The sequence below is a fragment of the Streptomyces sp. NPDC047085 genome (assembly GCF_040643735.1).
Lineage (GTDB): Bacteria > Actinomycetota > Actinomycetes > Streptomycetales > Streptomycetaceae > Streptomyces.
Genome location: NZ_JBEYUW010000004.1, coordinates 125,795 through 148,300 on the forward strand (window position 1 = coordinate 125,795; position 22,506 = coordinate 148,300).

The window sequence follows — 22,506 nt, forward strand, 5'->3', positions numbered from 1 at the left end:
GACGAGGGCTTTTCTTGCGATCTGCCGGGTTTGCGCCGACAGCGCCGTCAAGGTCGCACGGGGCCGAGAAGGAATTAGTACGACAAGCCGATGAAATGCTCGCTTCACCCGAGCAGGTGATCGTGTGCGCCATTTGCCCTGAAAAGTTATGCCGTTCCTTTACTCTGCATTACGGTTCATTTACTGAGAGTTGATTCATCCCGCGCTGCACGCCGTGACCCACGGCCGCGACCGCCCCCGCCCCTCGGCGAGGAACCCCCAGTCCGCGACCGCGCTGCCCCGGAGGAGACGGGAACATGTCAGCCTGCGCACCCCCTCGCACCCAGCCCCACCCGCCCCGCAGCCCCCGACCCACCCGACGCCCCCGCTTCCCCGTCGAGGGCGCCGACCTGTCCGCGTCCATCGCGGTCTTCCTCATCGCCCTGCCGCTCTCCCTCGGCATCGCCCTCGCCACGGGGGCGCCGCTGCAGGCCGGCCTGGTCGCCGCGGCCGTCGGCGGACTCGTCGCCGGGCGGCTTGGCGGCAGCCCGCTGCTGGTCAGCGGGCCCGCCGCCGGACTCACCGTGGTCACCGCCGACCTGATCCACCAGTACGGCTGGCGGGCGTCCTGCGGCATCACCGTCCTCGCCGGCCTCGCCCAGCTCGGCCTCGGCCTTCTGCGGGTGGCCCGCGGCGCGCTCGCCGTCAGCCCAGCCGTGGTGCACGGCATGCTCGCCGGCATCGGCGTCACCATCGCCGTCGCCCAGCTGCACATCGTCCTCGGCGGCAGCCCGGACAGCTCCGTCCTCGCCAATCTGCGGGCCCTGCCCGCCCAGTTGGCCCACCTGGACCCGGTCGCCGTGTCGATGAGCGCGCTGACCCTGACGCTCCTGCTGGCCTGGCCGCGCGTCCCCGGGCGCGCCGGACGCCTCACGCGCAGAATCCCGGCCGCTCTGGTCGCCGTCGCGGGGGCCACCGCCACGGCCGCGCTGACCGGGCTGACCCTGCCCCGGGTCGACCTGCCGTCCTGGTCCGGACACGCCCTCCCCGAGTGGCCTGACGCGCCGGCGGCGGGCATCGCCGCCGCCGTCCTCACCATCACCCTGGTCGGCAGCGTCGAGTCGCTGCTGTCCGCAGTGGCCGTCGACAAGCTGGCCGCCGCCCGTGGCGGACCGCATGTTCCCCGCTCGGACCTGGACCGGGAACTCCGTGGTCAGGGGGCCGCCAACTTCGTGTCCGGAGCTCTGGGCGGCCTGCCCGTGACCGGGGTGGCGGTGCGCAGCGCGGCGAATGTTAATTCAGGTGCCGTGAGCCGGAACTCCACGATGCTGCACGGCGTTCTCGTTGTAGTCGCCGCGCTGCTGATGGTCCCGCTCCTGGAGCGAATCCCCCTCGCCTCGCTCGCCGCCCTGGTGATGGCCGTCGGCATCCAGATGGTGTCGCTGCACCACATCCGCACGGTGACCCGCCACCGCGAAGTGCTGGTGTACGCCGCCACGGCACTCGGCGTGGTCTTCCTCGGCGTCCTGGAGGGCGTGTCCCTCGGGGTCGCCATGGCGGTCGCCGTCGCCCTGCACCGCCTCACCCGCACCCGTATCACGCACGCCCAGAAGGAAGGAGTCCATCACGTACATGTCCGAGGCCAGTTGACGTTCCTCGCGGTGCCCCGGCTCAGCAGAGCCCTGCATCTCGTACCCCAAGGCGCCCACGCCGTCGTGGAGTTGGACGGGTCGTTCATGGACCACGCGGCGTACGAGTCACTGCAGGACTGGCGGAGCGCCCACACCGCGCGGGGCGGTACCGCCGAGCTGACGGGCCGCCGCGGCGAAGTCCGGGCCGAAGCCACCCCGGCCCCGGCTCCGTCGGCGGTGTGCCGGTGCCGGCCCTGGACGCCCTGGCGCAACCACCAGTGCGCGCTGCCGATGCCGGCGGCCGGCGGTGATGTGGCGCCCGGGGCGGACACGAGCCGGGACGACTCCCGTAGCGGCTCCGACCACCCCCCTGCCGGTAACGGCTCCGACCGCCCCGCTGCTGATACCGGCTCGGACCCGCACGGAGGCACTGGCACAAGCGCTGGAGCCGACGTCCACGGAAGCACGAGCACAGGCACGGGCCCCGAGGCCAACGCCGACAGAAACCCCGGCACGGCCCCTGGGACCGACGCCGGCCGAAGCACCGCCGCGCCCGCCGGTAACGGCCCAGGCCCCAGCACCGCCACCGGCTCCACCCGTGCCGTCGGCACCACTGGCACCGTCGGCACCAGCCTCGGCGCTGTCACCGGAGCCGAAGCCGGAGCCACCACCGGCACCACAACCGACCCCCACTCCCACCCCCACCCCATCCCCCACGAACTCGCCCGTGGCATCAGCTCGTTCCAGCGCAACACCGCCCCGCTGGTCCGGGACGAGCTGGCGCGGCTGGCGCGGGAGGGGCAGCGGCCCTCGCAGCTCTTCCTGACCTGTGCCGACTCCCGGCTCGTCACGTCGATGATCACCTCCAGTGGTCCCGGCGACCTGTTCGTCGTCCGCAACGTCGGCAATCTGGTGCCGCCGCCGGGCGAGGAGCACGGGGACGACTCGGTCGCGGCCGCCATCGAGTACGCGGTGGACGTGCTCCGGGTGCGGTCCATCACGGTGTGCGGGCACTCGGGGTGCGGGGCGATGCAGGCGCTGCTGACCGCCGATCCCGGGGGTGTCATGACGCCGCTCAAGCGGTGGCTGCGGCACGGGCTGCCGAGCCTGGAGCGGATGGCCGGTGACCTGCGGGCCTGGCCCCGCCTGGCCGGGCGGTCACCGGCCGACGCGGTCGAACAGTTGTGCCTGACGAACGTGGTCCAGCAGTTGGAGCACCTGCGGGCGAACGAGTCGGTCGCGCGGGCGCTGGCGGCCGGTGCGCTGGAGCTGCACGGCATGTACTTCCACGTGGGCGAGGCGCAGGCCTATCTGCTCCGCGGCGTGGAGGACGGCACGGTGTTCGAGGACGTGAAGGAGACGGAGGAGGTGCAGGTGCACGGTCCGACATGAAGCCGCAGCTCACGACGTCCACCCCTACAGGTCTAAACCAATTTCGGGTCCGCCCTTGTCATCCACCCCCGCTGTCTGATGAGGTGTGGCCTGGGACACAACGGACACCCTGAGAAAGGGAGATGTCGTGAGCAACGAAAGCCTGGCCAACCTCTTGAAGGAGGAGCGACGCTTCGCGCCGCCGGCCGACCTGGCCGCGAACGCCAACGTCACGGCCGAAGCGTACGAACAGGCCAAGGCTGACAGGCTCGGCTTCTGGGCCGAGCAGGCCCGCCGGCTGACCTGGGCCAAGGAACCGACCGAGACGCTGGACTGGTCGAACCCGCCGTTCGCGAAGTGGTTCAAGGACGGCGAGCTGAACGTTGCCTACAACTGCGTGGACCGGCATGTCGAGGCCGGGCACGGGGACCGGGTCGCCATCCACTTCGAGGGTGAGCCCGGCGACAGCCGCGCGATCACCTACGCGGAGCTGAAGGACGAGGTCTCCAAGGCCGCCAACGCCCTGCTGGAGCTGGGTGTCCGCAAGGGTGACCGGGTCGCCGTCTACATGCCGATGATCCCGGAGACGGCGATCGCGATGCTGGCCTGCGCCCGCATCGGCGCCGCGCACTCCGTGGTCTTCGGCGGCTTCTCGGCGGACGCCCTCGCCACCCGCATCCAGGACGCGGACGCCAAGGTCGTCATCACCGCCGACGGCGGCTACCGGCGCGGCAAGCCGTCCGCGCTGAAGCCGGCCGTGGACGAGGCGATCGCCAAGGTCGACAACATCGAGCACGTGCTGGTGGTGCGCCGTACCGGGCAGGACGTGGCCTGGAACGACGAGCGGGACCACTGGTGGCACGAGCTGGTGGAGCGCCAGTCGGCCGAGCACACCCCGGAGGCGTTCGAGGCGGAGCACCCGCTGTTCATCCTCTACACCTCCGGTACGACGGGGAAGCCGAAGGGCATCCTGCACACCTCCGGCGGCTACGTCACCCAGACGGCGTACACGCACCACGCGGTGTTCGACCTCAAGCCGGAGACGGACGTCTTCTGGTGCACGGCCGACGTCGGCTGGGTCACCGGACACTCGTACATCGTGTACGGACCGCTGGCCAACGGCGCGACGCAGGTGATGTACGAGGGCACCCCGGACACCCCGCACCAGGGCCGGTTCTGGGAGATCGTGGAGAAGTACCGGGTCACGATCCTCTACACGGCGCCGACCGCGATCCGTACGTTCATGAAGTGGGGCGACGACATCCCCGCGCAGTTCGACCTGACCTCCCTGCGGATCCTCGGCTCGGTGGGCGAGCCCATCAACCCCGAGGCGTGGATCTGGTACCGCAAGAACATCGGTGCCGACCGGACGCCGATCGTGGACACCTGGTGGCAGACCGAGACCGGCGCGATGATGATCTCGCCGCTGCCGGGCGTCACCGAGACCAAGCCCGGTTCCGCGCAGCGCCCGCTGCCCGGCATCAGCGCGACCGTCGTGGACGACGAGGCGAACGAGGTGCCGAACGGCGGCGGCGGTTACCTGGTCCTCACCGAGCCGTGGCCGTCGATGCTGCGCACCATCTGGGGCGACGACCAGCGGTTCCTCGACACGTACTGGTCGCGCTTCGAGGGCAAGTACTTCGCCGGTGACGGCGCGAAGAAGGACGACGACGGGGACATCTGGCTCCTCGGGCGCGTGGACGACGTGATGCTCGTGTCCGGGCACAACATCTCCACCACCGAGGTGGAGTCGGCGCTCGTCTCGCACCCGACGATCGCCGAGGCGGCCGTCGTCGGCGCCGCCGACGAGACCACCGGCCAGGCCATCGTGGCCTTCGTCATCCTGCGCGGTACGGCGTCCGAGGACGAGAAGCTGATCGCCGAGCTGCGTGACCACGTCGGCGCCACGCTCGGTCCGATCGCCAAGCCCAAGCGGATCCTGCCGGTGGCGGAGCTGCCCAAGACCCGCTCCGGCAAGATCATGCGCCGCCTGCTGCGGGACGTGGCCGAGAACCGCCAGCTCGGTGACGTCACCACGCTGACCGACCACACGGTCATGGACCTCATCCAGTCCCAGCTCCCGTCCGCTCCGAGCGAGGACTGAGCAAGGACTGAGCGAGGGCCCGACAGGACCCCGAGGGGCGCCCGGCGTACACACGCCGGGTGCCCTTTTTGTGCATAACGTGAAGAGTGCGGATGCACCCGACGGCAACTTTAGGTAAACTAAGCAAAGTCTCAACCCAACAAGATCCTCAAGGTGTGCCGGGAAGTCTGGTCGGCGAACGCTCCGTCCTGCCCACCACCGGAGGTCTCCACCGTGGCCGCGCCCCGCACCCCGAACACCACCCGCAAGGTCCTGGGACGCCTTTCCCTGCCCGAGCGGACCGTCGTCGCGGACGCGCTGCGCACCGAGACCGTCGGCGGCATCCTGCTCCTCGTCGCCGCCGTCACCGCGTTGATCTGGGCGAACATCCCCGCGCTGCACCACAGCTACGAGTCGGTCAGCCACTTCCACCTCGGCCCCGGCGCCCTCGGCCTGGACCTCTCCGTCGCCCACTGGGCCGCCGACGGCCTGCTCGCCGTCTTCTTCTTCGTCGCCGGCCTCGAACTCAAGCGCGAGCTGGTCGCCGGGGACCTGCGCGACCCCAAGGCGGCCGTGCTGCCCGTGGTGGCCGCGCTGTGCGGGATGGCCGTACCCGCGCTCGTCTACCTTCTCACGAGCCTGACCGGGCACGGCTCCCCGCAGGGCTGGGCGGTGCCCACCGCGACCGACATCGCCTTCGCGCTCGCCGTCCTCGCGGTCATCGGCACCTCGCTGCCCAGCGCCCTGCGCGCCTTCCTGCTGACCCTCGCGGTCGTCGACGACCTCTTCGCGATCCTCATCATCGCGACCTTCTTCACCGACCGGATCGACTTCGCCGCGCTCGGCGGGGCCGCCGCCGGGCTGGTGGTCTTCTGGCTGCTGCTGCGCAAGGGCGTGCGCGGCTGGTACGTGTACGTGCCGCTGGCGGTCGTGATCTGGGCGCTGATGTACAACAGCGGCGTGCACGCCACCATCGCGGGCGTGGCGATGGGCCTGATGCTGCGCTGCACCACCCACGAGGGCGAGGAGCACTCGCCGGGCGAGCACATCGAGCACCTGGTGCGGCCCCTGTCGGCCGGGCTCGCGGTGCCGCTGTTCGCACTGTTCAGCGCGGGCGTGCCGGTCTCCGGCGGGGCGCTCGGGGACGTGTTCACCAAGCCGGAGACGCTCGGGGTCGTGCTCGGGCTGGTCGTCGGCAAGACGATCGGCATCTTCGGCGGCGCCTGGCTGACCGTGCGCTTCACCCGCGCCTCGCTCAGCGACGACCTCGCCTGGGCCGACCTCTTCGCGGTGGCGTGCCTCGCCGGGATCGGCTTCACCGTCTCCCTGCTCATCGGCGAACTGGCCTTCGAGGGCAACACCGTGCTCACCGACGAGGTGAAGGCGGCCGTCCTGATCGGATCGCTCGTCGCGGCCCTGTGCGCCACGGTGCTGCTGAAGATACGCAACGGCAAGTACCGCAGGCTCTGCGCGGACGAGGAGCGCGACGAGGACCACGACGGCATTCCGGACATCTACGAGCAGGACGACCCGGCGTACCACCTGCGGATGGCCGCGATCCACGAGCGCAAGGCCGCCGAGCACCGGCGCATCGCCGCCGAAAAGGCCGCCGCGGCACGCCACGGGCTTGCGGAAGTGCCGGGCGGGGCAGGCGAGGAGGACGACCGTCCGGCATGATCTGACGAGACGGTACAAAACAAGACGGCACCACACCTCACAGGGAGAACGCGATGAGCGCACCCGACGGCAGCCCGGTCGGCGCCGAACGCAGCCTCGGCCAACTGGTCGCCTCGGCGACGACCGAAATGTCGGCGCTGGTGCACGACGAGATCGCGCTGGCCAAGGCCCAGCTCAAGCAGGACGTGAAGCGCGGCGCGGTCAGCGGCGGCTCGTTCACGGTGGCCGGCGCGGTGCTGCTGTTCTCCCTGCCGATGCTCAACTTCGCGCTGGCGTACGGCATCCGGACCTGGAGCCACTGGAACCTGGCGATCTGCTTCGTGCTGTCCTTCGCGGCGAACGTGCTGGTCGCCGGCCTGCTCGCGCTGATCGGTGTGGTGTTCGCGAAGAAGGCCAAGCAGAGCAAGGGCCCGCAGAAGGTCGCCGCGTCGATGAAGGAGACCGCGGGCGTGCTGCAGAACGCAAAGCCGCACCCGCGCCCGGAGCTGCCGCAGGACCGGACGCCCGAGGCTGTGGCACGCTCGACGTCATGACGGAGCCAGCCGCCGCAGCGGCCGTACGGATCGACATTCCCTCCGGGGACAAGGTGACGCACCGGGACGTCGCCGCCAACGGCGCGCGCTTCCACATCGCCGAGCTCGGCGACGGGCCGCTGGTGCTGCTGCTGCACGGCTTCCCGCAGTTCTGGTGGACATGGCGGCACCAGCTGGCCGCGCTCGCCGACGCGGGCTACCGGGCGGTGGCCATGGACCTGCGGGGCGTCGGCGGCAGCGACCGCACCCCGCGCGGGTACGACCCGGCCAACCTCGCCCTCGACGTCACCGGTGTGATCCGCTCGCTCGGCGAGCCGGACGCCGCGCTGGTAGGCCACGACCTGGGCGGCTATCTGGCCTGGACGGCGGCCGCGATGCGGCCCAAGCTCGTACGGCGGCTCGCGGTCGTCTCGATGCCGCATCCCCGGCGCTGGCGCTCCGCGATGCTCCGGGACGCCCGGCAGACGGCCGCCAACTCCTACATCTGGGGCTTCCAGCGGCCGTGGATCCCCGAGCGGCAGCTGACCGCCGACGACGGCGCGCTGGTGGGCCGGCTGATCCGTGAGTGGTCCGGGCCCCGGCTGCCGGAGGACGCGGACGTGGAGACGTACCAGCGGGCCATGTGCATCCCGTCCACCGCGCACTGCTCCATCGAGCCGTACCGCTGGCTGGTGCGCTCGCTGGCCCGCCCTGACGGCATCCAGTTCAACCGCAGGATGAAGCGGCCGGTGCGCGTGCCCACGCTGCATCTGCACGGCTCCCTGGACCCCGTGACCCGCACGCGCAGCGCGGCCGGTTCGGGCGAGTACGTCGAAGCCCCGTACCGCTGGCGCCTGTTCGACGGCCTCGGCCACTTCCCGCACGAGGAGGACCCGGTGGCGTTCTCCGCGGAACTCGTCAACTGGCTGAAGGACCCCGAGCCCGACCGTTGACACCTCGGCCACCCGAACCCGGCCGCTGACGCGTTGTCCGCCCGAACCCGGCCGCGGGTCCGGGCGTTGTGGTCCGGGGCGGTGTGTGGAGTATCCGGTTCCTCACCGGTTCCTGAACACTTGTCCCTCGAACGGCCACATGCCCGCCGCATAGGCCAATTGGGGGGCGCGGACGCGGTTATCGACCTTGGGGCAGGGGCAGACGTCGGGGTATGGGCTGGACGCACGACTACAGTGACGCACCCCGCAACCGCCGCTCGACCGCCGGGCTGGGCTCTCCGCAACGCGGTACCCCGCAACTGGCGGAGGCGGATCCAAGGGTGGGGATTCCGCGCATCCTGCGCCGCCGGGCCCGCTGGGTCTCGGTACGCCTGCGTCACCCGCGCGGCTGAACGCACGCTCGCGGACCCGGCCGGGCGTCCCCTCGTCGCTCACAGGGCGCAGCTGTCGGTGCCCACCTGCTGGTTCGCCGTACGCCCCTGGGTGATGTCCCGCTGGATCTCGTCGGCCGTGAGCGCGTAGCCGGTGTCGGCGTCGTCGAGGGACTTGGCGAACACCACGCCGTAGACCTTGCCGTCGGGCGTGAGCAGCGGGCCGCCGGAGTTGCCCTGGCGGACGGTCGCGTACAGGGAGTAGACGTCGCGGCTGACCGTGCCGCGGTGGTAGATGTCCGGGCCGTTGGCCGTGATGCGCCCGCGCACCCGCGCGGAACGGACGTCGTACGCGCCGTTCTCCGGGAAGCCGGCGACGATCGCGCCGTCCCCGCTGGCGGCGTCCCGGGGGGCGAACCGCAGCGCGGGCGCCTTCAGGTCGGGCACGTCCAGTACGGCGATGTCGCGCCGCCAGTCGTAGAGGACGACCTTCGCGTCGTACCGGCGGCCCACGCCGCCTATCTGCACGGTGGGATCGTCCACCCCGCCCACGACGTGCGCGTTGGTCATCACACGGCGGTCGCCGAAGACGAAGCCGGTGCCCTCCAGGACCTTGCTGCAGCTGTGCGCGGTCCCGGTGACCTTGACGATGGACCGCTGCGCGCGGGCAGGAATCGCACTGTGGGCCAGCGCCGGGTCGGGCGGCTGGACCTCCTTGATCGGCTCGTTCGAGAACGGGCTGAAGACCTGCGGGAAGCCGTTCTGCGCGAGGACCGAGGTGAAGTCCTTGAACCACATGTCGGCCTGCCGGGGCAGCGCCTCCGACACCCCGAGCAGCACCTTGGAGTTGCGGACCTCCTTGCCCAGCGTCGGCAGCGTGGTCTGCGCGAGGGCCGAGCCGATCAGCCAGGCGACCAGGAGCATCGCGACGACGTTGACCAGGGCGCCGCCGGTGGCGTCCAGGGCGCGGGCCGGGGACCAGGTGATGTAGCGCCGCAGCTTGTTGCCGAGGTGGGTGGTCAGGGCCTGGCCGACGGAGGCGCAGACGATGACGACGACCACGGCGACGACGGCGGCCGTGGTGCCCACCTGCGCGTTGTCGGTCACGGCGTCCCAGATGACGGGCAGCGTGTACACGGCCACGAGGCCGCCGCCGAGGAATCCGATCACCGACAGGATGCCGACCACGAAGCCCTGGCGGTAGCCGACGACCGCGAACCACACGGCCGCGACCAGCAACAGGATGTCCAGCACGTTCACCGCTTCAGGCCTCGCCTACTCGCTCCGGTCCCAGCAGCCCGGCCGGGGGTCCGGGGGTCGGTGGCGAAACCGCCGAAGTCACGGCCCCCGAGAAAACACAGCACGGACGACACCCTGTCATGACCGCCAGTCGAGCGGGACCTGCTTGGTCCTGTCCCAGGGGCGCTCCCAGCCCGCGTAGTGCAGCAGGCGGTCGATCACTCCGGCCGTGAAACCCCAGACCAGGGCCGATTCGACCAGGAATGCCGGGCCTCGGTGACCGCTGGGGTGGACGGTGACGGCGCGGTTGGCGGGGTCCGTGAGATCCGCCACGGGGACCGTGAAGACGCGCGCGGTCTCGTTCGGATCGACGACGCCGACCGGGCTGGGCTCGCGCCACCAGCCGAGGACGGGCGTGACGACGAAGCCGCTGACCGGGATGTAGAGGGCGGGCAGGACACCGAAGAGCTGGACGCCCGCGGGGTCGAGGCCGGTCTCCTCCTCGGCCTCGCGCAGCGCGGCTCTCAGCGGACCGTCGGCCGCCGGGTCGCCGTCCTCGGGGTCGAGGGCGCCACCGGGGAAGGAGGGCTGACCGGCGTGCGAGCGCAGGGAGCCGGCGCGCTCCATCAGCAGCAGCTCGGGGCCCTGCTCGCCCTCGCCGAACAGGATCAGCACCGCGGACTTGCGTCCCGATCCGTTCTCCGGCGGCAGGAAGCGGCTGAGCTGGGTCGGCTCGACCGTCTCCGCCGCGTGCACCACCGGCTCCAGCCAGCCCGGCAGGCCCTCCTTGCTCAGCGTCACCGGGCCGTCGTGCGTGTCGCTCGTGTACGTCATGGCCACCCCCGTCCTGCCGTGTCCAACGCCCGAGGGCGCCGAGATCGTTCCGTCATCCGGCCCCCAGTGGCGGGGCCGGCTTGCCGCCCGCGTCGAGATAGGCCTGCGGGGGCTTCAGGCGCTGGCCGGGGAAGCCGCCCTTCTCGTACTTCAGGAGCTTCTTCGCCTTCTCCGGGTCGGTCTCGCCCTCGCCGTAGGCCGGGCAGAGCGGGGCGATGGGGCAGGCGCCGCAGGCGGGCTTGCGGGCGTGGCAGATACGGCGGCCGTGCCAGATCACGTGGTGGGACAGGTCGGTCCAGTCCTTCTTGGGGAACAGCTCGCCGACCTCGGCCTCGATCTTGTCGGGGTCGGTCGCCTCGGTCCACCGCCAGCGCCGCACCAGCCGCTGGAAGTGCGTGTCCACGGTGATGCCGGGGCGGCCGAAGGCGTTGCCGAGGACGACGAACGCGGTCTTGCGGCCGACGCCGGGCAGCTTGACCAGGTCCTCCAGCTTTCCGGGCACCTCGCCGCCGAAGTCCTCCACGAGGGCCTTGGAGAGCCCTATGACCGACTTCGTCTTGGCCCGGAAGAAGCCGCAGGGGCGCAGGATCTCCTCGACCTCCTCCGGGTTGGCGGCGGCCAGGTCCTCGGGGGTTGGGTACCGGGCGAAGAGCGCCGGGGTCGTCTGGTTGACGCGCAGATCGGTGGTCTGGGCCGAGAGCACCGTGGCGACCAGGAGCTGGAAGGGGTTCTCGAAGTCGAGCTCCGGATGGGCGTACGGGTAGACCTCGGCGAGTTCGCGGTTGATGCGGCGGGCGCGGCGGACCAGGGCGGTGCGGGACTCGTGGGCGGGCACCTTCTCGACTGGCGCCTTCTTGACCGGCGCCTTCTTGACTGGTGCCTTTTTTACCGATTTCATGCTTTTGTTACTTCCGCTGGACTTCTGTTCGCCCACAGCGGAATCCCGACGTGCAGTCACCCGCCCAGCCCCCTTGGCCTGTGCTCTCACCGGCGATTTGGACACCCGGCCAGCCTAGAGCCCGGCACCGACATCCGCCCCGGACCCGGAAGATCAGCCCCCGATTGGACCCCTGCCGCGTACCTCAGGACACCTGTGCGGCATCCTTGTGACAGATCACACTGTTTGGACCGTCCGGCAAAATGGGGAGCACGGTCCCCTGGTACCAAGGGGGAGCAAGATCCCCTGAGCAGGTCGACAAGGAGAGAACTCGTGGACGACGTTCTGCGGCGCAACCCGCTCTTCGCGGCTCTCGACGACGAGCAGTCCGCGGAGCTTCGCGCCTCCATGAGTGAGGTGACCCTCGCGCGTGGCGACTCCCTGTTCCACGAGGGCGACCCGGGCGACCGGCTCTACGTCGTCACCGAGGGCAAGGTCAAGCTGCACCGCACCTCCCCCGACGGCCGCGAGAACATGCTCGCCGTCGTCGGCCCCGGCGAGCTGATCGGCGAGCTGTCGCTGTTCGACCCGGGCCCGCGCACGGCGACCGCGACCGCGCTGACCGAGGTCAAGCTGCTCGGTCTCGGCCACGGCGACCTCCAGCCCTGGCTGAACGCCCGCCCCGAGGTGGCCACCGCCCTGCTGCGCGCCGTCGCCCGCCGCCTGCGCAAGACCAACGACGCCATGTCCGACCTGGTCTTCTCCGACGTGCCCGGCCGTGTGGCGCGCGCCCTGCTGGACCTGTCCCGCCGCTTCGGCGTGCAGTCCGAGGAGGGCATCCACGTCGTCCACGACCTCACGCAGGAGGAGCTGGCCCAGCTGGTCGGCGCGTCGCGCGAGACCGTGAACAAGGCGCTGGCCGACTTCGCCCAGCGCGGGTGGCTCCGCCTGGAGGCGCGGGCGGTCATCCTGCTGGACGTCGAGAGGCTCGCCAAGCGGTCGCGCTGACCGTCCCGGACAGCCGGGGTCCCTGGGGGCCGCGCCCCCAGCCCCCAGCCCCTGCGGGCGCGGGCGGAAACATGCCGAGGCGCGCCGACATGCTGCGGCGCGCCAGAAACAGGCAGCGCCCCCGTCTCCCGCAGGGCACAGTGGGCGCATGCCCGTACTCCCCGTCCCCCCTGTCCCCCACGGACTCGACGCGCAGGGCTTCATCGAGCGCGAGGGCTCCCACGCGCGCGTGCCGCACGCCTTCCGTCCGGTCGTGGCCGCCGCGCGCGACCGGCTGCTGGACGTCTTCGGGGCGCGGCTGCACAGCGCCTACCTCTACGGGTCGATCCCGCGCGGCACCGCGCGCGTGGGGCGCAGCGATCTGGATCTGCTGGTCGCCCTGCGGGAGGAGCCGGGCGAGGCCGACCGGGAAGCCGTGCGGGCCCTCGGCGAGGCGCTCGACAAGGAGTTCGCGCAGATCGACGGCGTCGGCACGCTGCTGTACGGCCGCGCCCGGCTGCTGAGCGATCTGGAGACGTTCGACCTGGGCTGGTTCGTGGCCTGCCTGTGCACCCCGCTGCTCGGGGAGGACCTCGCCGAGTTCCTGCCGCGCTACCGCCCCGACTCCCTGCTCGCCCGTGAGACCAACGGCGACCTCGCGCTCTTCCTGCCGCGCTGGCGGGAGCGGATCGCCGCAGCAGAGGACTCGGAGGAGGCTCGGCGGCCGCTCGTCCGCTTCATGTCCCGGCATCTGGTGCGCACCGGTTTCACCCTGGTCATGACCCGCTGGAACGGCTGGACGAGCGATCTGCGGGAGATGGCCGAGGTGTTCGGCGCCTACTACCCGGCGCGGGCCGTGCAGATGCGTACGGCGGCCGCGTACGGCTACGAGCCCGTCGGCGACCCGGACGCCCTGCGGACGTACGTGGACGACCTCGGCCCCTGGCTCGCCGAGGAGTACGCGCGCGTGCACGGCGTGAAGACCCCGCGCCCGGAGGGCTGGAGCTAGATCAGCCCGTGCTCGGTGAGGTAGTCCAACTGGGCCCGGACCGACAGTTCGGCGGCTGGCCACAGGGAGCGGTCCACGTCGGCGTACACGTGGGCGACGACCTCGGCGGGGGTGCGGTAGCCGTCCTCGACGGCCGTCTCGACCTGGGCGAGCCGGTGGGCTCGGTGGGCGAGGTAGAACTCGACCGCGCCCTGGGCGTCCTCCAGAACCGGCCCGTGGCCCGGCAGGACGGTGTGCACGCCGTCGTCCACGGTCAGCGAGCGCAGGCGGCGCAGGGAGTCCAGATAGTCGCCCAGGCGGCCGTCGGGATGCGCCACGACGGTCGTACCGCGACCGAGGATCGTGTCGCCCGTCAGCACCGCCCGGTCGGCCGGGAGGTGGAAGCACAGGGAGTCCGCGGTGTGCCCGGGGGTCGGTACGACCCTCAGCTCCAGCCCGTCGAGCGCGATCACGTCACCGGCGGCCAGGCCCTCGTCGCCGAGCCGCAGCGCCGGATCCAGGGCACGCACGCGCGTGCCGGTCAGTTCGGCGAAGCGGGCGGCGCTCTCGGCGTGGTCGGGGTGGCCGTGGGTGAGCAGAGTGAGGGCGACGCGCTTGCCGGCCTTCTCCGCGGTGTCCACGACGTTGCGCAGGTGGACGTCGTCCAGCGGCCCCGGGTCGATGACCACGGCCAGCTCGGAGTCCGGCTCGGCGACGATCCAGGTGTTGGTGCCGTCCAGGGTCATCGCGGAGGCGTTGGGCGCGAGCACGTTGACGGCCCGTTCGGTGGCGGGCCCGGAAACCACCGCACCCCGGGGCTGGCCGGGCAGGGCTGCCGCGTCGGTCATGCGGGGCCTCCACCGGTGTTCGGGGCGGTCGGGATGTGCTTGGTGAACTCGTCGTGCCCCGGCCAGGACAGCACGATCTCGCCGTCCTCCAGGCGGGCGCTCGCGAGCACCGGCGTCATCTCGCGCGCGGGCGCGTCGGCGAGCGCCTCGGCAGCACTGCCGTAGGGCAGCAGCTGGCGCAGGGTGGCGATGGTGGGCGGCATCATCAGCAGCTCGCCCTTGTCGTAACCGGCGGCGGCCTCCTCGGGGCGGATCCACACCGTCCGGTCGGCCTCCGTGGAGGCGTTGCGGGTGCGCTGGCCCTCGGGGAGGACGGCCACGAAGAACCAGGTGTCGTAGCGGCGCGCCTCGAACTCGGGGGTGATCCAGCGGGTCCAGGCGCCGAGCAGGTCGGAACGCAGCACCAGGCCGCGGCGGTCCAGGAACTCGGCGAAGGACAGCTCGCGCGCGACCAGGGCGGCGCGGTCCGCCTCCCAGTCGTCGCCGGTGGTGTCGCCGACGACCGAGTCGGGGTCGGGCCCGGCGAGCAGGACGCCGGCCTCCTCGTACGTCTCCCGCACGGCCGCGCAGACGATCGCCTGGGCGCCTGTCTCGTCGACGCCGAGCCGATCCGCCCACCACGCGCGCGTGGGGCCCGCCCAGCGGACCTGGCGGTCGTCGTCACGCGGGTCCACGCCGCCGCCGGGGTACGCGTACGCGCCTCCGGCGAAGGCCATGGAGGCGCGTCTGCGCAGCATGTGGACGGCCGGGCCGGCCGGGGTGTCCTTCAGGAGCAGCACCGTGGCCGCGCGCTTGGGAGACACCGGTGTGAGGGTGCCGTCCGCGAGCGCGCGGATGCGGTCGGGCCACTCCGGGGGGTACCACTGACCGTTCGCCATGGGCGGAGGCTATCCCGTATAGGGCGAATGTTCGAGAGGTGCCCGAGGTCAGAGGGACTTCAGAGGCGGACTCCAGGGGCTGCCTTCAGAGACTCAGAGGCTGCCTTCGGAGGCCGTCTTCAGAGGCTCGGAGGGTGCCTTCAGAGGCTCGGATGCTGCCTTCCGCGGCTACGGAAGCAGCTCGACCTGGATCTCGACCTCCACCGGCGCGTCCAGCGGCAGGACCGCGACGCCCACGGCGCTGCGGGCGTGCACGCCCTTGTCGCCGAGGACCTCGCCGAGCAGCTCGCTGGCGCCGTTGACCACACCGGGCTGCCCGGTGAAGTCGGACGCGGAGGCGACGAACCCGACGACCTTCACCACGCGCGCGATGCGGTCCAGGTCGCCGGCGACGGACTTGACGGCGGCCAGCGCGTTCAGCGCGCAGACACGGGCCAGGTCCTTGGCCTCCTCCGGGGTGACCTCGGCGCCCACCTTGCCGGTGACCGGCAGCTTGCCCTCCACCATCGGCAGCTGGCCGGCGGTGTAGACGTACACGCCGGACCGCACGGCCGGCTGGTACGCGGCCAGCGGCGGTACGACCTCCGGCAGGGTCAGGCCCAGTTCGGCCAGCTTGGCCTCGACCGCGCTCACGCCTGCTTCTCCCGCTTCAGGTAGGCCACCAGCTGCTCGGGGTTGTTCGGCCCGGGCACGACCTGGACGAGCTCCCAGCCGTCCTCGCCCCAGGTGTCCAGAATCTGCTTCGTGGCATGGACGAGCAGCGGCACGGTTGCGTATTCCCACTTGGTCATGGGCCGACTGTAGCCGCTGTGACCCGCGGGACAGACGGACGGCCGTGGGCGCCGTTATCCACAGCCTGCCGCTCGTGTGTCGGCCGGACTGGTTAGTCTCGATGACGTGAGCAGGCTCCAGGTCGTCAGCGGCAAGGGCGGGACCGGAAAGACGACGGTCGCCGCCGCACTCGCGCTGGCCCTCGCGACCGAGGGGAAGCGGACGCTTCTCGTAGAGGTCGAGGGCCGGCAGGGAATCGCACAGCTCTTCGAGACCGAGGCGTTGCCCTATGAGGAGCGGAAGATCGCGGTCGCTCCCGGGGGCGGGGAGGTGTACGCCCTCGCCATCGATCCCGAACTGGCCCTTCTGGACTACCTCCAGATGTTCTACAAGCTCGGCGGGGCGGGCCGGGCCCTCAGAAAACTCGGCGCGATCGATTTCGCCACCACCATCGCGCCGGGCCTGAGGGACGTCCTCCTCACCGGCAAGGCCTGCGAGGCGGTGCGCCGCAAGGACAAGGCCGGGAGGTTCGCGTACGACTACGTCGTCATGGACGCCCCGCCGACCGGCCGCGTCACCCGCTTCCTGAACGTCAACGACGAGGTGGCGGGCCTGGCGAAGATCGGCCCGATACACAATCAGGCGCAGGCCGTGATGCGGGTGCTGAAGTCGCCGGAGAGCGCGGTGCACCTGGTCACGCTGCTGGAGGAGATGCCGGTCCAGGAGACCGCCGACGGCATCGCCGAACTGCACGCGGCACGGCTGCCGGTGGGCCGGGTCATCGTGAACATGGTCCGGCCCCAGATGCTGGACGCGGTCGACCTGGAACTCGTACGGACCGTGGAGCGTTCCTCTGTCGCACGGGCACTGTCCGCCGCGGGCCTGGGCGGGGCGCGCCGCGGCGGGAACGCCGAGCGACTGGTGGACCCGCTGCTGGAGCAGGCCGGGGAGTACGCCGAGCGGTACGCGCTGGAGGAGGAGCAGCGCGGGGTCCTCGGTGAGCTGGGCCTGCCGCTGCACGAACTGCCGCTGCTCGCCGAAGGCATGGACCTGGCGGGCCTGTATGAACTCGCCACCGAGCTGCGGGAACAGGGGTTGTCATGAGTCCGGACCCGGCCAAGGCGCAGGACGCCGATCCCCAGCGGGAATCCGCCCGCCCCCACCTCACCCCCGCGCGCGTGCTCGACATCGACCCGCTGCTGGACGACCCGAGCACCCGGATCGTGGTGTGCTGCGGCTCCGGCGGGGTCGGCAAGACGACGACCGCGGCGGCCCTCGGGCTCCGGGCGGCCGAGCGGGGCCGCAAGGTGGTCGTGCTCACCATCGACCCGGCCAAGCGGCTGGCCCAGTCGATGGGCATCGACTCCCTCGACAACGTGCCCCGGCGGGTGAAGGGCACCGACGGCGACGGCGAACTGCACGCCATGATGCTCGACATGAAGCGCACCTTCGACGAGGTCGTCGAGGCGCACGCGGACCCCGAGCGGGCGGCCGTGATCCTGGCCAATCCCTTCTACCAGTCGCTCTCGGCGGGCTTCGCGGGCACGCAGGAGTACATGGCGATGGAGAAGCTGGGCCAGCTGCGGGCGAAGGACGAGTGGGACCTGATCGTGGTCGACACCCCGCCGTCCCGCTCGGCGCTGGACTTCCTGGACGCGCCCAAGCGGCTCGGCTCGTTCCTGGACGGCCGGCTGATCCGCCTGCTGACGGCCCCCGCCAAGCTGGGCGGACGCGCGGGGATGGCGTTCCTCAACGTCGGCATGTCGATGATGACCGGCACGCTGGGCAAGCTGCTGGGCGGTCAGCTGCTGAAGGACGTCCAGACGTTCGTGGCCGCGATGGACACCACCTTCGGCGGGTTCCGCACGCGCGCGGACGCCACGTACAAGCTGCTCCAGGCGCCCGGTACGGCGTTCCTGGTGGTGGCGGCCCCGGAGCGGGACGCGCTGCGCGAGGCGGCGTACTTCGTGGAGCGGCTGGACGCGGAGGACATGCCGCTGGTGGGCCTGGTACTCAACCGCGTCCACGGCAGCGGTGCCGGCCGGCTGTCGGCCGAGCGGGCGCTGGCCGCCGCGGAAAATCTTGAGGAGCCCCGCATTGTGGATCAGGGGGGCGGGAAAGCTGGACTTCGTAACTCTCCCGACACGTACGGCAGTTCAGAATCTTCCGCATCGGAGACTTCCGCATCGGAGACTCCCGCTTCCGGAACACCGGCTCCTGACGACGGCTCCCCCGCCACGGACACGGACGCCACGAACTCGGACGCCGCGGACACGGACTCCAGGACCACAGGCACCACGGACACAGACACCACGAGCACAGACGCCACGCGCACGGAGCGGACCGTCGACCAGCTCACCGCAGGCCTGCTGAGACTGCACGCCGAGCGCATGCAGTTGCTCTCGCGCGAGCAGCGCACGCGCGACCGCTTCACCGCCCGCCACCCCGAGGTGGCGGTCGTCGAAGTACCCGCGCTCCCCGGCGACGTGCACGACCTCACGGGCTTGCGCGAGATCGGTGACCTGCTGGCGGCGGGGCGTACAGAGGCGCCGTAATCCCCCGGTCCACGCCGGAGGGCTGCGCCCTCAGCTCACCGCCGCGTAGTTCTCGTACACCTCGTCGCTGTCGAGGGGCACGATGCCGACGCCACGCTCGTACTCCAAGCGGGCGGTTTCCAACAGCCTGCGCCAGGAGGTCACGGTGGGCCGCCGGCGCAGCAGTGCGCGGCGCTCCCGCTCCGTCATGCCTCCCCACACGCCGAATTCGACGCGGTTGTCCAGCGCGTCGGCCAGACATTCGGTGCGTACCGGGCATCCGGTGCACACCGCCTTGGCCCTGTTCTGCGCTGCTCCCTGAACGAACAGTTCATCCGGATCGGTAGTGCGGCAGGCGGCCTGCGCACTCCAGTCGGTTACCCAGCCCATACCGGCGCCGTCCTCTCCCGAATCGAGGCTCCCCCACGGCGGCAGCGGCATATTCACCGCCGCCAGTTGAGGACGTTACGGAAGGTGGGGACAGCGCAACACCCCCTTCGGGCCCAATCTTGAATGGCCCGAACGGACTATGGGTAAGCGGCAGATCACCCGGGGGAGTGAGCTGGTGACATGCGTGATCATCCCGGCAAACCGGGACAGCCGTGGTGCGTCACAGCGGACGCCAGGTGACACACGAGGCGGATTCGGACACGCCCCCACCAGAAAACCGGGGTACTTCCAGAACGATTCGGGGTCGCCGGACGTATTGATACGTGGCCGCGCTGCCGTGACAGTTGAGAGCAGCTTAGGCCAAGGCCTGCGCGCGTGTCCGGCGAATGGGAACCTCCGCGCCCCGCTTCGCCGCGCCGTGACGGGGGCACCGCCGTGCCGTGACGGGACACCCATGCCTGACCTGCGCGACGCACCCGCCACCTGACGTGCCGTGACGCGCCTCACAGGGAGCCCGCGACACGGGGACGTCACGATCCCGCACCTGAACATCCCGAGAGGGAGCCGCTCCCTCGGAACGCTCAGGAGTACGGATTAGGCTGCCCCCATGCCAAAGAAGCGCTCGGGCGGTGGTCTGTCGGCCACGCAGCAGGCCGCCAAGTTCCTCGGTGTCAGTGTGCTCGCGGGAGCCGTGATGGCGGGCATCGCGCTGCCCGCCGCCGGCGCGCTGGGCCTCGCGGCCAAGGGCTCGGTCAAGGGCTTCGACGAGATCCCGGCCAACCTCAAGAGCCCGCAGCTCAGCCAGCGCACGACCATACTGGACAGCAAGGGCGACCAGATCGCGACCGTCTACTCGCGCGACCGTACGGTGGTGGAGCTCAAGGACATCTCGCCGTACATGCAGAAGTCGATCGTCGCGATCGAGGACTCGCGCTTCTACAAGCACGGCGCGATCGACCTCAAGGGCGTGCTGCGCGCCCTGAACAAGAACGCGCAGAGCGGCGGGGTCGCCCAGGGCGCCTCCACGCTCACCCAGCAGCTGGTGAAGAACTACTTCATCGAGGAGGCCGGCGACGACCCGACGAAGGTCGCCGAGGCCACCCAGCAGACCCTCGGCCGCAAGATCCGCGAACTGAAGTACGCGATCCAGATCGAGGAGAAGCTCGGCAAGAAGAAGATCCTCGAGAACTACCTGAACATCACGTTCTTCGGCGAGCAGGCCTACGGCGTCGAGGCGGCCTCCCAGCGCTACTTCTCCAAGCACGCCAAGGACCTGAACCTGCAGGAATCGGCGCTGCTGGCCGGCATCGTGCAGTCCCCGAGCCGCTACGACCCGGTCAACGACGAGGCCGAGGCCACCAAGCGGCGCAACATCGTGCTCCAGCGCATGGCCGAGGTCGGCGACATCTCCCAGGCGGAGGCCGACCGCGCCAAGCAGAAGCCGCTCGGGCTGCACGTCAGCCAGCCGAAGAACGGCTGCATCACCGCCACCAGCGGCGCCGCGTTCTTCTGCAAGTACGTCGAGCACGTCTTCCTCACCGACCCTGCCTTCGGCAAGACCCGCGAGGACCGGGCCAAGCTCTGGAACAAGGGCGGCCTGACGATCCGTACGACCCTGGACCCGCAGGCCCAGGACTCCGTCCAGGCCTCCCTGAAGGAGCACGTCAACAAGTCCGACACCGTCGCCGCGGCCGCCACCCTGGTCGAGCCCGGCACCGGCAAGGTCCTGGCGATGGGCCAGTCGAAGCCGTTCGGCTACGGCAAGGACGAGACCGAGTACAACTTCTCGGTCAACCGGGACATGGGCGGCTCCAACTACGGCTTCCCGACGGGTTCGACGTTCAAGCCGTTCGTGGCGGCGGCCGCGATCGAGGGCGGCAAGCCGGCGACGCAGGAGTACTCGTCGCCGTACAAGATGAACTACCCGAGCCCGGTCCAGCGGTGCGGCAGCAGCCCGTACGTCAACACCAAGAACGAGACCGTGGAGAACGAGAACGAGTCCGAGAAGGGCCCGTACCGCATGAAGGAGGCGATGGCGAAGTCCATCAACACCTACTTCGTGCAGCTGATCTCCGACATCGGTCTGTGCCCCGTGGTGAAGATGACCGACGGGCTGCACGTGGTGCAGGGCGACGGCTCGAAGCTCCCGGAGACCCCCTCCATCGCCCTCGGCTCGATCGGCCTCTCCCCGCTGACCATGGCGAACGCGTACGCCACCTTCGCCGCGCGGGGCATGTACTGCACCCCGGTCGCCATCGAGTCGATCACCCAGAAGGTCGGCAACGAGCAGAAGTCGATCGCGGTTCCGAAGTCGACCTGCTCGCGGGCGATGAGCGAGACGACCGCCGACACCGTCAACACCCTGCTGCGCGGCGTGGTCGACTCCGGCACCGGCGCGGAGGCGGGTCTGACCGACCGCGAGAGCGCGGGCAAGACGGGTACGACGGACGAACGCAAGAACGCCTGGTTCGTCGGCTACACGCCCAACATGGCCGGCGCGGTCTGGGTCGGCAGCGCCCGGCAGAACGTGAAGATGACCAACATCACCATCGGCGGGGTCTACCACCCGCTCGTCTACGGCGGTCAGGTCCCCGGCCCGATCTGGAAGGACGCCATGACCGGCGCCCTGGTCGGCAAGGACGCCCCGGGCTTCAACCTGGTCGACATCCCCGACGAGGACGACCACGGTGACGACCAGGGAAAAGGCGACCGGGGCAAGCACAAGGGGGACACGGGCGGACTGATCGGGGGCCTGATCGGCGGCCTGACGGACGGGGGAACGACCGGCACGACGGGTGACCCCCTCGGCGGAACCGACGGCAACGGCGGCACGCTCCCGACGCCGGGCATCACCCTCCCCGGGAACTTCATCCAGGGACAGGGCAACGGGGGGAACGGGCACGGAGGGACGCGGGGCTGATCCGCTCCCGTCCGGGCTGAACGGCGGCGGGGCCGCACCCTGGTAAGGGGTGCGGCCCCGCCGCCGTTCTCTTGCTGCTCTCAGCTCTCCGACGGAGCAGCCTGCTCCGCGCTGGACGAGCTGCTCAGCGCTGAAGGAGCTGCTCAGCCCTGGAGAAGCTTCTTGACCGCGGCGGCGACGCGGCCGCCCTCGGCCTGGCCGGCCACCTTCGGGTTCACGATCTTCATCACGGCGCCCATGGCCCGCGGGCCCTCGGCGCCGGCGGCCTTCGCCTCCTCGACGGCCTGGGCGACGATCGCGTTCAGCTCGTCGTCGGACAGCTGCTTGGGCAGGTACGCGGCGAGAATCTCGCCCTCCGCCTTCTCCCGCTCGGCCTGCTCGGGACGACCACCCTGCGCGAAGGCCTCGGCCGCCTCGCGGCGCTTCTTGGCCTCGCGGGTGATCACCTTCTGCACCTCGTCGTCGGAGAGCTCCCGCTTCTCCTTGCCCGCGACCTCCTCCTTGGTGATCGCGGCGAGCGTCAGCCGGAGCGTCGAGGAGCGCAGCTCGTCGCGCTCCTTGATCGCGGCGTTGAGGTCGTCGTGCAGCTTCGACTTGAGCGTGGTGGTCATGCGGTCGATTGTCGCAGGTGCAGGAGCCCGAACGCCCGCTGATTTACCGGAC

At 70.9% G+C, this 22,506-nt stretch carries 20 protein-coding genes; 11 read left to right on the forward strand and 9 right to left on the reverse strand.

Annotation, left to right across the window (positions count from 1 at the left end; all coding sequences use genetic code 11):
• The first annotated feature begins 296 nt into the window (after window positions 1–296).
• From ABZ865_RS16080 to ABZ865_RS16105, 6 genes are all read left to right on the forward strand, one after another.
• Window positions 297–3,002 carry a SulP family inorganic anion transporter gene (locus ABZ865_RS16080; protein ID WP_361230064.1) on the forward strand — a complete coding sequence of 902 codons (2,706 nt, stop codon included), beginning with the start codon at window positions 297–299 and terminating at the stop codon, window positions 3,000–3,002.
• Between the two features lie 127 nt (window positions 3,003–3,129).
• Window positions 3,130–5,085 carry an acetate--CoA ligase gene (gene acs / locus ABZ865_RS16085; RefSeq protein ID WP_361230067.1) on the forward strand — a complete coding sequence of 652 codons (1,956 nt, stop codon included), beginning with the start codon at window positions 3,130–3,132 and terminating at the stop codon, window positions 5,083–5,085.
• A 213-nt stretch (window positions 5,086–5,298) separates the two neighbouring features.
• Window positions 5,299–6,741 (forward strand): Na+/H+ antiporter NhaA, encoded by a 1,443-nt coding sequence (nhaA, locus tag ABZ865_RS16090; RefSeq protein ID WP_361230070.1) that lies wholly within the window; start codon window positions 5,299–5,301, stop codon window positions 6,739–6,741.
• Between the two features lie 53 nt (window positions 6,742–6,794).
• Window positions 6,795–7,274, forward strand: coding sequence for a phage holin family protein (locus ABZ865_RS16095; protein ID WP_361230073.1), 480 nt, complete (start codon window positions 6,795–6,797; stop codon window positions 7,272–7,274).
• Entirely contained in the window at window positions 7,271–8,206 is a 936-nt protein-coding gene (locus tag ABZ865_RS16100) for an alpha/beta hydrolase (RefSeq protein WP_361230076.1), read from the forward strand. The genes ABZ865_RS16095 and ABZ865_RS16100 overlap by 4 nt, the downstream gene beginning before the upstream one ends.
• 212 nt (window positions 8,207–8,418) lie before the next feature.
• On the forward strand, window positions 8,419–8,598 hold the full coding sequence (locus tag ABZ865_RS16105) for a hypothetical protein (RefSeq protein ID WP_100827470.1): 180 nt from the start codon (window positions 8,419–8,421) through the stop codon (window positions 8,596–8,598).
• Window positions 8,599–8,637: 39 nt separating this feature from the next.
• Here ABZ865_RS16105 and ABZ865_RS16110 read toward each other — a convergent pair whose 3' ends face one another.
• The 3 genes from ABZ865_RS16110 to nth all read right to left on the reverse strand — a co-directional run bounded on the left by ABZ865_RS16110 (window position 8,638) and on the right by nth (window position 11,548).
• Window positions 8,638–9,837, reverse strand: a complete 1,200-nt coding sequence (locus ABZ865_RS16110) for a MarP family serine protease (RefSeq protein ID WP_361230079.1) — start codon at window positions 9,835–9,837, stop codon at window positions 8,638–8,640.
• Between the two features lie 117 nt (window positions 9,838–9,954).
• Entirely contained in the window at window positions 9,955–10,650 is a 696-nt protein-coding gene (locus ABZ865_RS16115; RefSeq protein WP_361230083.1) for a CoA pyrophosphatase, read from the reverse strand.
• Window positions 10,651–10,702: 52 nt separating this feature from the next.
• Entirely contained in the window at window positions 10,703–11,548 is an 846-nt protein-coding gene (nth, locus tag ABZ865_RS16120) for an endonuclease III (RefSeq protein WP_361230086.1), read from the reverse strand.
• A 312-nt stretch (window positions 11,549–11,860) separates the two neighbouring features.
• Between nth and ABZ865_RS16125 the strand changes: the two genes are divergently transcribed.
• Together ABZ865_RS16125 and ABZ865_RS16130 are read left to right on the forward strand one after the other, a co-directional pair.
• Window positions 11,861–12,535: a Crp/Fnr family transcriptional regulator gene (locus ABZ865_RS16125; RefSeq protein WP_018547939.1), complete on the forward strand. Its 675-nt coding sequence runs from the start codon at window positions 11,861–11,863 to the stop codon at window positions 12,533–12,535.
• A 148-nt stretch (window positions 12,536–12,683) separates the two neighbouring features.
• A complete protein-coding gene (locus ABZ865_RS16130) occupies window positions 12,684–13,523 on the forward strand; it encodes a nucleotidyltransferase domain-containing protein (protein ID WP_361230089.1) in 840 nt (279 codons plus the stop codon).
• On the opposite strand, the gene ABZ865_RS16135 is transcribed toward ABZ865_RS16130, so the two are convergent.
• The 4 genes from ABZ865_RS16135 to ABZ865_RS16150 form a co-directional block, all read right to left on the reverse strand.
• Entirely contained in the window at window positions 13,520–14,350 is an 831-nt protein-coding gene (locus tag ABZ865_RS16135) for an MBL fold metallo-hydrolase (protein ID WP_361230092.1), read from the reverse strand. The two genes, ABZ865_RS16130 and ABZ865_RS16135, sit on opposite strands and share 4 nt — an antisense overlap.
• Window positions 14,347–15,228, reverse strand: coding sequence for an NUDIX hydrolase (locus ABZ865_RS16140; RefSeq protein ID WP_361230095.1), 882 nt, complete (start codon window positions 15,226–15,228; stop codon window positions 14,347–14,349). The genes ABZ865_RS16135 and ABZ865_RS16140 overlap by 4 nt, the downstream gene beginning before the upstream one ends.
• A 168-nt stretch (window positions 15,229–15,396) precedes the next feature.
• Complete coding sequence (locus tag ABZ865_RS16145; RefSeq protein ID WP_361230097.1) at window positions 15,397–15,861, reverse strand: RidA family protein; 465 nt, start codon at window positions 15,859–15,861, stop codon at window positions 15,397–15,399.
• On the reverse strand, window positions 15,858–16,019 hold the full coding sequence (locus ABZ865_RS16150; protein ID WP_003975360.1) for a DUF4177 domain-containing protein: 162 nt from the start codon (window positions 16,017–16,019) through the stop codon (window positions 15,858–15,860). Before ABZ865_RS16150 ends, ABZ865_RS16145 begins: the two co-directional genes overlap by 4 nt.
• A gap of 106 nt (window positions 16,020–16,125) precedes the next feature.
• Between ABZ865_RS16150 and ABZ865_RS16155 the strand changes: the two genes are divergently transcribed.
• A complete protein-coding gene (locus ABZ865_RS16155; RefSeq protein WP_361230100.1) occupies window positions 16,126–17,103 on the forward strand; it encodes an ArsA-related P-loop ATPase in 978 nt (325 codons plus the stop codon).
• Complete coding sequence (locus ABZ865_RS16160) at window positions 17,100–18,554, forward strand: ArsA family ATPase (RefSeq protein WP_361230103.1); 1,455 nt, start codon at window positions 17,100–17,102, stop codon at window positions 18,552–18,554. Before ABZ865_RS16155 ends, ABZ865_RS16160 begins: the two co-directional genes overlap by 4 nt.
• Before the next feature lie 30 nt (window positions 18,555–18,584).
• On the opposite strand, the gene wblA is transcribed toward ABZ865_RS16160, so the two are convergent.
• Entirely contained in the window at window positions 18,585–18,923 is a 339-nt protein-coding gene (gene wblA, locus ABZ865_RS16165) for a transcriptional regulator WblA (RefSeq protein WP_179851885.1), read from the reverse strand.
• 607 nt (window positions 18,924–19,530) lie between these two features.
• Between wblA and ABZ865_RS16170 the strand changes: the two genes are divergently transcribed.
• Entirely contained in the window at window positions 19,531–21,843 is a 2,313-nt protein-coding gene (locus tag ABZ865_RS16170; protein ID WP_361230106.1) for a transglycosylase domain-containing protein, read from the forward strand.
• 143 nt (window positions 21,844–21,986) lie between these two features.
• Here the strand turns inward: ABZ865_RS16170 and ABZ865_RS16175 are convergent, their stop codons facing one another.
• Complete coding sequence (locus ABZ865_RS16175; protein WP_361230109.1) at window positions 21,987–22,454, reverse strand: GatB/YqeY domain-containing protein; 468 nt, start codon at window positions 22,452–22,454, stop codon at window positions 21,987–21,989.
• Window positions 22,455–22,506: the final 52 nt, after the last annotated feature.

What these genes read in the sequence shown, in the direction of transcription:
- ABZ865_RS16135 (WP_361230092.1), bottom strand. Translation starts at nt 14,350, where the DNA reads ATGACCGACGCGGCAGCCCTGCCCGGCCAGCCCCGGGGTGCGGTGGTT.
- ABZ865_RS16130 (WP_361230089.1), top strand. Translation starts at nt 12,684, where the DNA reads ATGCCCGTACTCCCCGTCCCCCCTGTCCCCCACGGACTCGACGCGCAG.
- ABZ865_RS16095 (WP_361230073.1), top strand. Translation starts at nt 6,795, where the DNA reads ATGAGCGCACCCGACGGCAGCCCGGTCGGCGCCGAACGCAGCCTCGGC.
- ABZ865_RS16080 (WP_361230064.1), top strand. Translation starts at nt 297, where the DNA reads ATGTCAGCCTGCGCACCCCCTCGCACCCAGCCCCACCCGCCCCGCAGC.
- wblA (WP_179851885.1), bottom strand. Translation starts at nt 18,923, where the DNA reads ATGGGCTGGGTAACCGACTGGAGTGCGCAGGCCGCCTGCCGCACTACC.
- ABZ865_RS16105 (WP_100827470.1), top strand. Translation starts at nt 8,419, where the DNA reads ATGGGCTGGACGCACGACTACAGTGACGCACCCCGCAACCGCCGCTCG.
- ABZ865_RS16115 (WP_361230083.1), bottom strand. Translation starts at nt 10,650, where the DNA reads ATGACGTACACGAGCGACACGCACGACGGCCCGGTGACGCTGAGCAAG.
- ABZ865_RS16140 (WP_361230095.1), bottom strand. Translation starts at nt 15,228, where the DNA reads ATGGCGAACGGTCAGTGGTACCCCCCGGAGTGGCCCGACCGCATCCGC.
- nth (WP_361230086.1), bottom strand. Translation starts at nt 11,548, where the DNA reads ATGAAATCGGTAAAAAAGGCACCAGTCAAGAAGGCGCCGGTCAAGAAG.
- ABZ865_RS16100 (WP_361230076.1), top strand. Translation starts at nt 7,271, where the DNA reads ATGACGGAGCCAGCCGCCGCAGCGGCCGTACGGATCGACATTCCCTCC.
- ABZ865_RS16175 (WP_361230109.1), bottom strand. Translation starts at nt 22,454, where the DNA reads ATGACCACCACGCTCAAGTCGAAGCTGCACGACGACCTCAACGCCGCG.
- ABZ865_RS16150 (WP_003975360.1), bottom strand. Translation starts at nt 16,019, where the DNA reads ATGACCAAGTGGGAATACGCAACCGTGCCGCTGCTCGTCCATGCCACG.
- ABZ865_RS16170 (WP_361230106.1), top strand. Translation starts at nt 19,531, where the DNA reads ATGCCAAAGAAGCGCTCGGGCGGTGGTCTGTCGGCCACGCAGCAGGCC.
- ABZ865_RS16160 (WP_361230103.1), top strand. Translation starts at nt 17,100, where the DNA reads ATGAGTCCGGACCCGGCCAAGGCGCAGGACGCCGATCCCCAGCGGGAA.